This is a genomic window from Arthrobacter melezitosi (assembly GCF_054511055.1).
This window is the reverse complement of sequence record NZ_JBTNDJ010000002.1, coordinates 233,342-245,919: the sequence shown is the minus strand read 5'-3', so window position 1 is coordinate 245,919 and position 12,578 is coordinate 233,342. Positions and strand designations below refer to the sequence as shown.

The 12,578-nt window shown below is 69.3% G+C and carries 15 protein-coding genes; 9 read left to right on the top strand and 6 right to left on the bottom strand.

What is annotated here, in order from left to right; genetic code table 11:
• Positions 1–151 precede the first annotated feature (151 nt).
• The 6 genes from ACX80W_RS03910 to ACX80W_RS03885 all read left to right on the top strand — a co-directional run bounded on the left by ACX80W_RS03910 (position 152) and on the right by ACX80W_RS03885 (position 5,327).
• Positions 152–967, top strand: coding sequence for a helix-turn-helix transcriptional regulator (locus ACX80W_RS03910; protein ID WP_459280617.1), 816 nt, complete (start codon positions 152–154; stop codon positions 965–967).
• Entirely contained in the window at positions 967–2,442 is a 1,476-nt protein-coding gene (gene sufB, locus ACX80W_RS03905; protein WP_459280615.1) for a Fe-S cluster assembly protein SufB, read from the top strand. Before ACX80W_RS03910 ends, sufB begins: the two co-directional genes overlap by 1 nt.
• 20 nt (positions 2,443–2,462) lie before the next feature.
• A complete protein-coding gene (gene sufD, locus ACX80W_RS03900; RefSeq protein ID WP_459280613.1) occupies positions 2,463–3,767 on the top strand; it encodes a Fe-S cluster assembly protein SufD in 1,305 nt (434 codons plus the stop codon).
• Positions 3,764–4,129: a non-heme iron oxygenase ferredoxin subunit gene (locus ACX80W_RS03895; protein ID WP_459280611.1), complete on the top strand. Its 366-nt coding sequence runs from the start codon at positions 3,764–3,766 to the stop codon at positions 4,127–4,129. The genes sufD and ACX80W_RS03895 overlap by 4 nt, the downstream gene beginning before the upstream one ends.
• A gap of 65 nt (positions 4,130–4,194) precedes the next feature.
• Complete coding sequence (gene sufC, locus ACX80W_RS03890; RefSeq protein ID WP_459280610.1) at positions 4,195–4,965, top strand: Fe-S cluster assembly ATPase SufC; 771 nt, start codon at positions 4,195–4,197, stop codon at positions 4,963–4,965.
• 32 nt (positions 4,966–4,997) lie between these two features.
• Positions 4,998–5,327, top strand: coding sequence for a metal-sulfur cluster assembly factor (locus ACX80W_RS03885; protein ID WP_459280609.1), 330 nt, complete (start codon positions 4,998–5,000; stop codon positions 5,325–5,327).
• Between the two features lie 139 nt (positions 5,328–5,466).
• On the opposite strand, the gene ACX80W_RS03880 is transcribed toward ACX80W_RS03885, so the two are convergent.
• From ACX80W_RS03880 to ACX80W_RS03870, 3 genes are read right to left on the bottom strand one after another with little or no spacing between them, the layout of a single operon-like run.
• Positions 5,467–6,156, bottom strand: a complete 690-nt coding sequence (locus ACX80W_RS03880) for an energy-coupling factor transporter transmembrane component T family protein (RefSeq protein ID WP_459280607.1) — start codon at positions 6,154–6,156, stop codon at positions 5,467–5,469.
• On the bottom strand, positions 6,153–6,845 hold the full coding sequence (locus tag ACX80W_RS03875; protein WP_459280605.1) for an energy-coupling factor ABC transporter ATP-binding protein: 693 nt from the start codon (positions 6,843–6,845) through the stop codon (positions 6,153–6,155). The genes ACX80W_RS03880 and ACX80W_RS03875 overlap by 4 nt, the downstream gene beginning before the upstream one ends.
• Positions 6,842–7,501 carry a biotin transporter BioY gene (locus ACX80W_RS03870; RefSeq protein ID WP_459280604.1) on the bottom strand — a complete coding sequence of 220 codons (660 nt, stop codon included), beginning with the start codon at positions 7,499–7,501 and terminating at the stop codon, positions 6,842–6,844. The genes ACX80W_RS03875 and ACX80W_RS03870 overlap by 4 nt, the downstream gene beginning before the upstream one ends.
• 178 nt (positions 7,502–7,679) lie before the next feature.
• Here ACX80W_RS03870 and ACX80W_RS03865 point away from each other — a divergent pair, with 178 nt between their 5' ends.
• Positions 7,680–9,278, top strand: a complete 1,599-nt coding sequence (locus tag ACX80W_RS03865; protein WP_459280603.1) for an ABC-F family ATP-binding cassette domain-containing protein — start codon at positions 7,680–7,682, stop codon at positions 9,276–9,278.
• A gap of 4 nt (positions 9,279–9,282) precedes the next feature.
• Here the strand turns inward: ACX80W_RS03865 and ACX80W_RS03860 are convergent, their stop codons facing one another.
• The 3 genes from ACX80W_RS03860 to ACX80W_RS03850 are packed head-to-tail and all read right to left on the bottom strand — an operon-like array spanning position 9,283 to position 10,811.
• A complete protein-coding gene (locus ACX80W_RS03860) occupies positions 9,283–10,110 on the bottom strand; it encodes an SURF1 family cytochrome oxidase biogenesis protein (RefSeq protein ID WP_459280601.1) in 828 nt (275 codons plus the stop codon).
• Positions 10,111–10,347 carry a hypothetical protein gene (locus tag ACX80W_RS03855; protein WP_459280864.1) on the bottom strand — a complete coding sequence of 79 codons (237 nt, stop codon included), beginning with the start codon at positions 10,345–10,347 and terminating at the stop codon, positions 10,111–10,113.
• 17 nt (positions 10,348–10,364) lie between these two features.
• Complete coding sequence (locus tag ACX80W_RS03850; RefSeq protein WP_459280599.1) at positions 10,365–10,811, bottom strand: DUF3099 domain-containing protein; 447 nt, start codon at positions 10,809–10,811, stop codon at positions 10,365–10,367.
• 138 nt (positions 10,812–10,949) lie between these two features.
• Between ACX80W_RS03850 and ACX80W_RS03845 the strand changes: the two genes are divergently transcribed.
• On the top strand, positions 10,950–11,687 hold the full coding sequence (locus ACX80W_RS03845; RefSeq protein WP_459280597.1) for a beta-ketoacyl-ACP reductase: 738 nt from the start codon (positions 10,950–10,952) through the stop codon (positions 11,685–11,687).
• A gap of 92 nt (positions 11,688–11,779) precedes the next feature.
• Positions 11,780–12,529, top strand: a complete 750-nt coding sequence (locus ACX80W_RS03840; protein ID WP_459280595.1) for an SDR family oxidoreductase — start codon at positions 11,780–11,782, stop codon at positions 12,527–12,529.
• The last annotated feature ends 49 nt before the right edge of the window (positions 12,530–12,578 follow it).

Below are 12,578 nucleotides of genomic sequence, written 5' to 3'. Positions count from 1 at the left end.
GCTGAAGAATGCACCCGGCTATTCTACGGTACGTAGTAACGCCGGACGTAGGGGTGCGCGGCGGGGGAAGCCTGCCCTTACTGGCACGGATTCACACATTACGTCATGATTGTGTTGTGTATTTTGTATCGTGGGCGGGAGGGGGAACGCAATGAATGTGGTCGACCATGCCGCAGGGCGGGACCGGGCGGACTTTTCCTCCGCCGCCTCCGCCGCCGACGAGCGCACCCGGGACCGGGTCCTGTCGGCGGTCCTTGAGCGCGGACCCGTCAGCGCCGCAGAGCTCGGCAGCGGACTCGGCTTCACCCCGGCCGCCGTCCGCCGGCACCTCGACGCCCTGTCCCGCGACGGCCTCATCGAAGTCAAGCGCGGCGGCAGCACCTCGACGGGCGCCGGGCGGCCCGCCCGCCGCTACGTGCTCAGCCAGCGCGGCCAGAGCCGGCTCGGCAACGACTACCTCGACATCGCCCGCGCCGCCCTCCAGCAGCTTGGAGCGGCAGCCGGCCCCGGAGCGGTGGCGGAGTTCGCCCGGACCCGCTTCGCCGGCATGGAGGAGCGCTACCGGCCGCTGATCGAGGCCGCAGGGCCGGACCTCGAGGCCCGCGCCCGCGCGCTGGCCGCGGCCCTGAGCTCGGACGGCTTCGTCGGATCGGCCCGGGTCGTCGGATCGGCCGGAGCGGCCGCCCCGCGCGGCACGATGCTCAGCGTCCAGCTCTGCCAGGGCCACTGCCCGGTGCAGCAGCTCGCGGCGGACTTCCCGGCGTTCTGCGACCAGGAGACGGCCGCCTTTTCCCGGCTGCTCGGAGTCGACGTGCGCAGGCTCTCCACCCTCGCCCGCGGCGGCCATGTCTGCACCACCCACATTCCCCTCGGGCGCACCGCGTCCCCGGCGGGTGCCTCCCGCGCCGAAACCGGCGCCGCACCCCGCCCCTCGGATTTGCCAAACCATCAGCAAGGAAGGCCGTGATGACGGATCAAGTAGACCAGAAGCCACTGACCCCGACCCCCGTCCCGGAGTCGGTCATCAGCGACATCCTGGAGAAGAACCCCGAGCTTGAGGGCATCGGCACGTACCAGTACGGCTGGGCCGATAAGAACGAGGCGAGCGCCAACGCCCGCCGCGGCCTGAGCGAGGAGGTCGTCCGCGACATCTCGGCGAAGAAGAACGAGCCCGAGTGGATGCTCGACCTGCGCCTGAAGGGCCTCAAGTACTTCGACCGCAAGCCCATGCCGTCCTGGGGCGCCGACCTCTCGGGCATCGACTTCGACAACATCAAGTACTTCGTGCGCTCCACCGAGAAGCAGGCCAACACCTGGGAGGACCTGCCCGAGGACATCCGCACCACCTACGAGAAGCTCGGCATCCCGGAGGCCGAGCGTGCGCGCCTCGTCTCCGGCGTCGCCGCCCAGTACGAGTCCGAGGTGGTGTACCACCAGCTCCGCGAGGACCTCGAGCGCCAGGGCGTGATCTTCCTCGACACCGACACCGCGCTGCGCGAACACCCGGAGATCTTCAAGGAGTACTTCGGCTCGATCATCCCGGTGGGCGACAACAAGTTCGCCTCACTGAACACCGCCGTCTGGTCCGGCGGCTCCTTCGTGTACGTGCCCAAGGGCGTCCACGTCGAGATTCCGCTGCAGGCCTACTTCCGGATCAACACCGAGAACATGGGCCAGTTCGAGCGGACCCTGATCATCGCCGACGAGGGCTCCTACGTCCACTACATCGAGGGCTGCACCGCCCCGATCTACACCTCGGACTCGCTGCACTCGGCGGTCGTCGAGATCGTCGTGAAGAAGAACGCCCGCGTCCGGTACACGACCATCCAGAACTGGTCCAACAACGTGTACAACCTGGTCACCAAGCGGGCCGTGGCCCACGAGGGCGCCACCATGGAGTGGATCGACGGCAACATCGGCTCGAAGGTCACCATGAAGTACCCCGCGGTCTACCTTGTGGGCGAGCACGCCAAGGGCGAGACCCTGTCCATCGCATTCGCCGGCGAGGGCCAGCACCAGGACACCGGATCGAAGATGGTCCACATCGCCCCCAACACCAAGTCCTCGATCATCTCGAAGTCGGTGGCCCGCGGCGGCGGCCGCGCCGCCTACCGCGGCCTGGTGCAGGTGCGTGAGGGTGCGAAGAACTCGGCCAACACTGTGCGCTGCGACGCGCTGCTGGTGGACACCATCTCCCGCTCCGACACCTACCCGTACGTCGACATCCGCGAGGACGACGTCACCATGGGCCACGAGGCCACCGTGTCCAAGGTCAGCGAAGAGCAGCTGTTCTACCTGATGTCCCGGGGCATGCCCGAGGACGAGGCCATGGCCATGATCGTGCGCGGATTCATCGAGCCGATCGCCCGCGAGCTCCCCATGGAGTACGCGCTCGAACTGAACCGCCTGATCGAACTCCAGATGGAAGGGGCCGTAGGCTAGCAATGGCTGAAGCGACTCAAATGAACAACGAAGCGTCAATGGCCGGACCGGCCGGCGCCGCAGCCGACGAAAAGGCCCGGATCGGCGCCCCGTCCTCGGCTCCCGCAGCGATCGCAGGCTTCAGCGAGGAGGGCGAGAGCCTCTCGGAGCTGAACACCGGCACCGCCCAGCACGGCCTGAAGAAGCACAGCCACGGCAACGCCCCGGTGGTGCCTGAGGCCTCCCGTGGGGAGCGGCTGAAGTCCTACAACCTCTCGGACTTCGCCCCGCTCACCGGCCGCGAGGAGGACTGGCGGTTCACCCCGCTGAACCGCCTGCGCGGGCTTCACACCGAACCCCTCACCGGGACCGGTCCTTCAGTGCGGGTCTCCGGGGCCTCCAACATCCAGGTGGAGACCGTCGGGAAGTCCGACGCCCGGATCGGCTCCGCCGCCACCCCCGAGGACCGCATCTCCGCGGCGGCCTGGGCCGCGGCCGACGGCGCCACCGTCGTCACCATCCCCGCCAACACCGTGGCCGACGCCGAGGTGACCGTCACGGTCCTGGGCGCCGATCAGGCACCGGCGGCCCAGCACCTGGTCATCGAGGCCGGGAACTTCTCCACCGCCGTGGTGGTCCTCGACCACTCCGGCTCGGCGACACTCGCACAGAACGTCGAAATCGTCGTCGGCGACGGCGCCCGGCTCACCGTCGTCAGCGTGCAGGAGTGGGACGACGACGCCGTCCACGTCTCCTCGCAGCAGGCGAAGATCGGGCGCGACGCGCGCTTCAAGCACGTCGTCGTCAGCCTCGGCGGCGACCTGGTCCGGCTCACGCCGTCCTCGGTGTTCACCGCGCCCGGCGCCGAGGTCGAGATGTACGGGCTGTACTTCGCCGACGCCGGCCAGCACCTCGAACAGCGCCTCCTGGTGGACCACGCGGTGCCCAACTGCAAGTCCCGCGTGACCTACAAGGGCGCGCTCCAGGGCCAGGGCGCCCACACGGTCTGGGTCGGCGACGTGCTGATCCGCAAGGAGGCCGAGGGGACCGACACGTACGAGGTGAACCGGAACCTGCTGCTGACCGACGGGACGCGCTCGGACTCGGTGCCGAACCTCGAGATCGAGACCGGCCTGATCGAGGGTGCCGGCCACGCCAGCGCCACCGGCCGCTTCGACGACGAGCACCTGTTCTACCTGATGGCCCGCGGCATCCCCGAGCAGGACGCCCGCCGCCTCGTGGTGCGCGGCTTCCTCACCGAGGTCATCCAGCAGATCAAGGTTCCCGCCCTCGAGGAGCGCCTCGCGCTGGCCCTCGAGAACGAGCTCGCGGCAGGCAACCTGTGAGCGCGGAGGCCACCCCGCGGGGTGAACTGATCTGCAGTGTCGACGACATCGAGGTCAAGCAGGCCCTGCGCGTGCTGATCGACGATTATCCGGTGGCGATCGTGCGGGACTCCGACGGCGACATCCACGCCCTGGGGGACACCTGCTCCCACGCCGACATCTCCCTCGCCGAGGGCGACGTCGAGGGCTGCGCCATCGAATGCTGGGGCCACGGCTCCCAGTTCGACCTGCGCAGCGGCGCGCCCCTCCAGCTGCCGGCCTACGAACCGGTGCCGGTGTTCGCCCTGGAGATCCGCGACAACAACGTGTACGTGGATATCACCACGGTCACCAACGGAGCACCCGCACCCCAGCTCGGCTGATACGCCCGGCACCAGCACACTTAGACGACGCCCTGGCCGCCAGGGCAAAGGAGAACGGAAAACAGATGTCCACCCTTGAAATCAAGGACCTTTACGTCAGCATCGTGACGGAGCAGGGCGCCAAGCAGATCCTCAAAGGCGTCAGCCTCACCATTCGCACCGGTGAGACCCACGCGATCATGGGCCCCAACGGCTCAGGCAAGTCGACCCTTGCCTCCACCATCGCCGGCCACCCCCGGTACACCGTCGACAGCGGCTCCATCACCCTCGACGGCGAGGACGTCCTGGCCATGAGCGTTGATGAGCGTGCCCGCGCCGGCCTGTTCCTGGCCATGCAGTACCCGGTCGAGGTGCCCGGCGTCACCATGACGAACTTCCTCCGGACCGCCAAGACGGCCCTTGACGGAAAGGCCCCGAGCCTGCGCCACTGGACCAAGGACGTCAAGCAGGCGATGTCCCAGCTGCGCATCGACGCCGACTTCGCCCAGCGCAACGTCAACGAGGGCTTCTCCGGCGGTGAGAAGAAGCGGGTGGAGATCCTCCAGCTCGAGCTGTTCCGCCCGCGCTTCGCGATCCTCGACGAGACCGACTCCGGCCTCGACGTCGACGCCCTGAAGGTCGTCTCGGAAGGCGTCAACCGCGAGCACGCCAAGGGGGAGATGGGAACCCTCCTGATCACCCACTACACCCGCATCCTCCGCTACATCAAGCCGGACTTCGTGCACGTGTTCGTCGACGGCCGCATCGCCGAGGAGGGCGGCCCCGAGCTCGCCGACCGGCTCGAGGAAGAGGGCTACGACCGCTTCGCCGCGGCCACCCCGGCAGTCGAAGCGTAGGACCTGTTGTCCGCGTCCGCGAAAGGAAGACGATGAGTGAAGTAGAAGCAGCGCAGACGCCGCTGGACGACGTCGAAGAGGCGTTGAAGGATGTGATCGACCCCGAACTCGGGGTGAACGTCGTTGACCTGGGCCTGCTGTACGGGCTGAAGTACGCCGACGACGGCGCCCTGCTGATCGACCTGACCCTGACCACGGCCGCGTGCCCCCTGACCGACGTGCTCGAGGAGCAGGTCGGCCAGGTGCTCGACGGGGTGGTCGATGACTGGCGGCTGAACTGGGTATGGATGCCGCCGTGGGGCCCGGAGAAGATCACCGAGGACGGCCGCGACCAGATGCGCGCCCTCGGGTTTAACATCTAGGACGACCTCAGGTCCGCGCCCCGGCGCGGAGTTCCACAAAGGGGCGGCTCTTCGGAGCCGCCCCTTTCGTGTGCTCCGGCTGTGCTGCGTTCCGGCCGTAGTGGGTGCGGGCAGGTGCCGGCCGTAGTGGGTGCCGCAGTCAGGGCCGGCTCAGGCCCCGCCCGTCGGCGTCGCGCCCGCCCCGCCCGTCGGGCCCGTCCTCCCCGTCGTCGTGCTCGCCCAGCCCGCGCGCGGCGAGGGCCTGTCCGGTGGCGTGGGCGTAGGCCACCGCGTTGACCACCACCGGGATGACCACCGCGCGCGGGCTGCGGTGGAGCCCGCGCGCCTTCGCGGCGTCCCGCAGGTCCGCCAGCGAGCCCACCAGGTAGGGGATGCTGCGCACCATGATGGAGAGCGTCAGGGCGAAGCGCTCCGGGTCGGCGCCCAGCCGGCGCAGCGGCCGCACGAGGCGCACCAGCCCGTCGAGGAGTTCCTGCCCCGGCGTGGTGACCGTGAGCAGCCGCGCCGCCAGGATGCACACCGCGATGCCGCCGGGCACCACGAACGCGGCCTCCGGACCCCGGCTGAACCAGGCATAGAGCCCGAGGAGGGCGAGCACCGGCAGCGCCGGCACCAGCGCGCCGAGCACCTTCCGCAGCGGCAGCCGGGCGCCGGCGGTCATCAGGAGCAGGAACAGGACAAGCCCTGCCGCCGTGGGGAGCGGCTCGCGGTAGAGAACCACGGCCGTGCTGACCCCCAGGCTGAGGAGGGCCTTGAGCGCCAGCGGCGTCCGGTGCAGGAGCGACCGCCCGGGGACGTAGAGCCCGAGGAGCTGGCCGTGGCCCCTCACCGCAGGCAGAGCTCCTGGTAGAAGGCGACGGCCTCGGCCGGATCCCCGTCGAAGACGACCCGCCCACCGTCGATCACAAGGGTGCGGTCGCTGTCCTGGGCGAAGGACAGGTTGTGGGTGGTGAAGAGAACCTGCTGGGGGAGTCCACGCAGCACGGAGCGGATGGAGTGCTCGTTGCGAAGGTCGAGCAGGGTGGTCGGTTCGTCCGCCACCAGCACCTCGGGCTGGACGGCCGTCACCACGGCGATCGCCAGCAGCTGGCGCTCCCCACCGGAGAGGTCGTAGATGGAGCGGTCCGCCAGGTGCCCGATGCCGTAGGACTCAAGGACCCGCATGCCCGCGGCACGGCGCTCGTCGGCGTGCCGGATCCGGCTGCGGAGGGACAGCTCGACGTCCTCGCGGCCGGTGGGCATGACCAGCTGGGACAGGGGGTCGGTGAACACGAAGCCGACGGCCCGGCGGACCTCCCTGCCCCGCCGGGCGGTGTCCAGGCCGCGGACGGTGACACTGCCGGTCGAGGGCAGCAGCAGCCCGTTGACCAGCTTCAGCAGCGTCGACTTGCCCGAGCCGTTGGCGCCGATCACCGAGATGCGGTGCTCGCCCAGTTCCAGGCTGAGCGGGTGGAGGATGGCGCGGCTGCCGCCGTCTGCGGCGGGGACGGTGACCGACGCTCCGGAAAAGACGATCATGCGGGACGCGCGGCCTCCGCGGCCCCGGACGCCCCTTCGCGCCGGAGCATTGCCGGGAAGGCCCGGTGCACCGCTGCGGCGATGCCGGCGGCCAGCAGGTTCTTGAGAACGTCGCCGGGCAGGAACGCCGCGTCGACGGCGATCGCGTCGCGCACGCCGAGCCCGCCGTTGACCACCAGGCCGGCGATGCCCAGCGGGTGGATGAGCAGGAGGCTCGCAGTGAAGCAGGCGAGGAACAGGGCGCCGACGCGGAACCTGCGGGTCCGGCGCAGGAGCAGGACGGCGAGGAACCCGGCGAGCACCGCCGCCAGCGGGAACGCGAGCAGGTACCCGGCGGACGGCCCGGCCAGGACGCCGGGGCCGCCGCGGAACCCGCTGAAGATGGGCAGGCCCGCCAGTCCCGCCAGGACATACAGCCCGACGGCGGCTCCACCCCGTGCGGGTCCGAGGACCACCCCGGCGAGCATCACCCCGAGCGTCTGCAGCGTGATGGGCACCCCGAGCGCGCCGACGGGGATACCGGGTACGATTGCGAGGGCGGCAATGAGCGCGGCGAAGACCGCGATCAATGACAGATCGGTGGAATTCCACCGCTTCCGGGCACGCCCGCGGGATGTGACAGCTGCCCCGGAGGAACTCTGGTGGGCCTGGCTCATTGAATTCTTCCTCGCGGTTTCGGACTCAGGTGGCATCCCGGAGTGGGATGTCCCTTGTGGCGACGCGACAACGGAATGCCGCTCCTTCCCGAGAATAGTGCCGGACCGGCAAGATTCCTTTGTAGATCATCGACAAAAAAGTCCTGTGCAGCGCACAGGGCCACGAAAGGCCACGGAATTGATTACCGTATCGAACCTGGAGCTGCGAGCAGGAGCCCGGCTGCTGATGGAGTCGGTGTCCTTCCGCGTGGACCGCGGCGACAAGATCGGCCTTGTCGGCCGGAACGGCGCCGGCAAGACGACGATGACCAAGGTCCTCGCCGGCGAGTCCCTGCCCGCGGCGGGCTCCGTCTCGCGCAGCGGGGAGATCGGCTACCTGCCGCAGGATCCGCGCACCCCTGACATGGACCAGCTCGCCCGCGACAGGATCCTCTCCGCGCGCAACCTCGACACGGTGGTCCGCGAACTCCGCCAGGCCCAGGAGGACATGGCCAGCGAGGTCACCTCGGTCCGCTCGAAGGCGATGAACCGCTACGACCGGATCGAAGCGGCGTTCCTCGCCGGCGGCGGGTACGCCGCCGAGGCCGAGGCCGCGGCCATCTCCTCCAACCTCGCCCTGCCCGAGCGCATCCTGAACCAGCCGCTGCGCACGCTTTCCGGCGGCCAGCGCCGGCGCGTTGAACTCGCGCGCATCCTGTACTCCGGTGCCGAGACGATGCTGCTCGACGAACCGACCAACCACCTCGACGCCGACTCGATCACCTGGCTGCGCGAGTTCCTGCGCACCCACCAGGGCGGGCTGATCGTGATCAGCCACGACGTCGACCTGCTTGAGGCGACGGTCAACAAGGTGTTCCACCTCGATGCCAACCGGGCCACCATCGACATCTACAACATGGGGTGGAAGCGGTACCAGCAGCAGCGCGAGACCGACGAGCGGGCCCGGAAGCGGGAGCGCGCCAACGCCGAAAAGAAGGCGCAGGTCCTGATGGACCAGGCCAACAAGATGCGCGCCAAGGCCACGAAGGCCGTTGCGGCCCAGAATATGGCCAAGCGCGCCGAGCGGCTCCTCGGCGGCCTCGACGCCGTCCGGGCCAGCGACCGCGTGGCGGCCCTGCGGTTCCCGGATCCGTCGCCGTCGGGCAAGACCCCGATGACCGCCGAGGGCCTCAGCAAGTCCTTCGGGTCCCTTGAGATCTTCACCGACGTGGACCTGGCGATCGACCGGGGTTCCAAGGTGGTCATTCTCGGGCTCAACGGTGCGGGGAAGACGACCCTGCTGCGCATGCTCGCCGGGGTCGACACCCCGGACACGGGCCGGGTGATCCCGGGCCACGGCCTGAAGGTCGGCTACTACGCGCAGGAGCACGAGACGCTCGACACCGAACGCACGGTCCTGGAGAACATGAAGAGCGCCGCTCCGGACATGAAGGACGCAGAGGTGCGCGGCATCCTCGGCTCGTTCCTGTTCTCGGGCGACGACGTCGACAAGCCGGCCGGGGTGCTCTCCGGCGGCGAGAAGACCCGCCTGGCGCTGGCAACGATCGTGGCGTCCTCGGCGAACGTCCTGCTCCTCGACGAACCGACGAACAACCTCGACCCCGCCAGCCGCGCGGAGATCCTCGGCGCGCTGGCCAACTACACCGGTGCCGTCGTCATGGTCAGCCACGACGAGGGGGCCGTCGAGGCGCTCAAGCCCGAGCGGGTCGTGCTGCTGCCGGACGGCGTCGAGGACCTCTGGAACGAGGACTACCTCGACCTCGTGACGCTGGCCTAGCGGCTCAGCGGTAGCCCTGGGCGTCCAGGAGCGCGTCCTCGGCCTCCTCGGCCGTGGGGCGACGCCCCGGACGCCGGGCTGCCTCCGGGCGGCCGCCCGCCTCCTCGCGGTCGAGGCGCGCCTGCTGGCGGGCGGCATAGCCGAGCCCGACGAAGAGGAGCACGCCGAAGGCGAACCACTGCAGGGAGTAGGAAAGGTGGGGTCCCTCGTTCAGTGACGGTTTGGGGAACTTCGCGGGCACGACGGCCGGCGCCGGGTCCTCGGCGGCCATCAGTCCGTACGCCCCCGTCTGCACCGGGTACCCGAGCATCCGTGCGTACCCTTCGAGGTCGATCGAGGCCACCTGGCCCTCGGGGGCTCCACGATTCACCGCCGGCTCGCCCGGTTTGATGCGCGCCGTCACGGTCACCTCGCCTTCCGGGGGCGCGGGGATCGAATCCGGCCGCCCCGCCCGGTCATTGCCGATGGGCAGCCACCCCCGGTCGATGATGACCGCCGTGCCGTCCTCGAGCCGCAGCGGGGTAAGCACCTCGTAGCCGGGCTGGCCGTTCATCGGGCGGTTGCGCACGACGACCTGACCCTCAGTGTCGTATTGCCCGGTGAGCCGCACCGGAGTCCACTCCTGCAGGGGGTCGTAGGTCGCGAAGTCGACAGTGCCTTTGGCGTAGGGCACGGGTGAGCGCTCGTAGTTCGCCTCGATGCGCCCGATGTCGGACACCACGGCGTTGCGCCGTTCCAGCTGCCACCTGCCCAACCCGGCGCACGCCGCAGCCAGTGCCGTCACCAGGGCGAACCAGGCGAGCCAGCGGGGGGAGATCAGGAACCGGTACACCTAGGACGCACCCCCGGGCAGCACGGTTGTCTCTTTCCAGAGCCCGCGGACCTGGAGGTAGTCCTGGAGCCAGTCGACATGCGTGGAGCAGGCGACCCAAACCTTGCGGCGTTCAGGGGTGTGGATTTTCGGATTGTTCCACAGCAGCTGCCACGCGGCCGCCTCGCGGCAGCCCTTCCGGGAGCAGACCGGCGCTTCGGACGCCTGCTGTGGGGCGCCCGACAGGGCCTCGAAGATGTTGAAACCAGCGGTGCTCACGCGGCAGTGTCCGTCCTTCCGCGCAGCGGATCGTCGTCGTCGTTCTGGTGGTCATCGGCGGCGGTCACCGGCTCCTCGTCGATGATCTCACCGGCCAGCACGACCGGGCCGGGCGCCTCCGCCTCCACCGGGGGGCCCGGAGCTTCGATCTCGCGCGCCGGTGCGCGGTCGAGCAGGGCGTCGGTGTGGCGGATCTCGCTGGTGTCGCTGCCGCCGTTGGCGATGATGACGGCGAAGTAGGGGAGGAGCACCGCTCCTGCGATCACGACCCACATCATCCAGCCTTCGACGAAGAACACGAGGATGAGGCAGACCATCCGGATGCCCATGGAGATCGAGTACTTGATCATGCGCGAACGCATCTCGTCGGTGTGGGACTCCCTGGCGTCGGAGATGCTGTGAACGTCGGTGTCGTGCCTGCTGTGCCTGGTCTGCTTACTCATTCCACTCCCAAGGGGCCTTAGTCAATTATCTCACCCCGCCGCCCGTTGTTAAAGTTGGCTGCTCCGCGGCTAGGATCGACGGGACACTTTGACATAGTTCGTTTAGTTACAACGCACACCCGAAAGCGGAGGATCCCTGTGCAGGAAACAAATCGCAGCGATGAGGACAAGCCCGGACGCAGCGTCCTGGTCACGGGCGGCAACCGGGGGATCGGGCTTGCCATCGCGAAGGCGTTCCTGGCCAACGGGGACAAGGTGGCGGTCACCTACCGCAGCGGCGAGGTGCCCGAGGGAATCCTGGGCGTGAAGGCCGACGTGACGAGCGAGGAACAGCTCGACGCCGCCTTCACCGAGGTCGAGGCCGCCCATGGTCCAGTCGAGGTGCTTGTCGCCAACGCCGGCATCACCCGCGATACGCTGCTGCTGCGCATGAGCGAGACCGACTTCACCGACGTCATCGACACGAACCTCACCGGCGCGTTCCGGGTGGTCAAGCGCGCCTCCAAGGGCATGATCCGCCTGCGCCGCGGGCGCGTCGTCCTGATCTCCTCGGTGACCGGCCTCTACGGCGCCCCCGGCCAGATCAACTACTCCGCCTCAAAAGCCGGGCTGGTCGGCATTGCCCGCTCGCTGACCCGCGAGCTTGGATCCCGCGGCATCACCGCGAATGTCATCGCGCCGGGCTTCATCGACACCGACATGACGGCTGAGCTTCCCGAGGACACCCGCAAGGGCTACCTCGCCACCATCCCCGCCGGGCGCTTCGCCTCACCGGACGAGGTGGCCAAGGTGGTGCGCTGGATTGCGAGCGAGGAGGCCGGCTACATCTCCGGCGCCGTCATCCCGGTCGACGGCGGCCTCGGCATGGGGCACTAGGCCCGGCACAGTATTCCGGCGGCGGCACCCGCTGCCGCCTCAATCACGAAGTCACGATGCGCAGGACCGACCCGCGCGAAGAAGGAGTATTAATGGGTGCTTTGGACGGCATTGGAGCAATCGTCACCGGGTCATCGCGGGGCATCGGAGCCGATGTGGCCCAGCTGCTGGCCGCCGAGGGCGCCGGGGTCGTGGTGAACTACCGGCAGAAGGCCCCCCGTGCCAACAAGGTGGTGGCAGGCATTGAGGCCGCAGGGGGCAAGGCCGTCGCCGTCGGTGCCGACCTCACCACCCCGGAGGGCCCGGCCGCCCTGGTGGACGCCGCCGTGAGCAGCTTCGGCGGGCTCGGCCTGCTCGTGCTGAACGCCTCCGGCGGCATGGAGAGCGGCGTCGGCGAGGACTACGCGCTCAAGCTCAACCGGGACGCCCAGGTCAACATGCTCAAGGCCGCCGTCGGGGTCATGCCCGCCGGGTCCCGGGTCGTGTTCGTCACCAGCCACCAGGCGCACTTCATCGACACCGTTCCCACCATGGACGCCTACGAGCCGGTGGCCCGCAGCAAGCGCGCCGGCGAGGACGCCCTGCGGGAGCTCATCCCGATGCTCGAGGACAAGGGCATCCGCCTCGTCGTCGTCTCCGGCGACATGATTGAAGGCACGGTGACCGCCACCCTGCTCGACCGTGCCGCCCCCGGCGCGATCGAGGCCCGGCGCAGCGAGGCGGGCAAGCTCTACTCGGTGGCGGAGTTCGCCGCGGAGATCGTGAAGATGGTCAGCGCCGACGTGCCGACCGGCCACACCGAACTGGTCGGCGGAGCGCGCGGCTTCGTAGCCCAGGGCTGACCGCCGCCGGTCGGCGGCCGGACCGAGGAACAGTGCCAGGAGGCGAAGA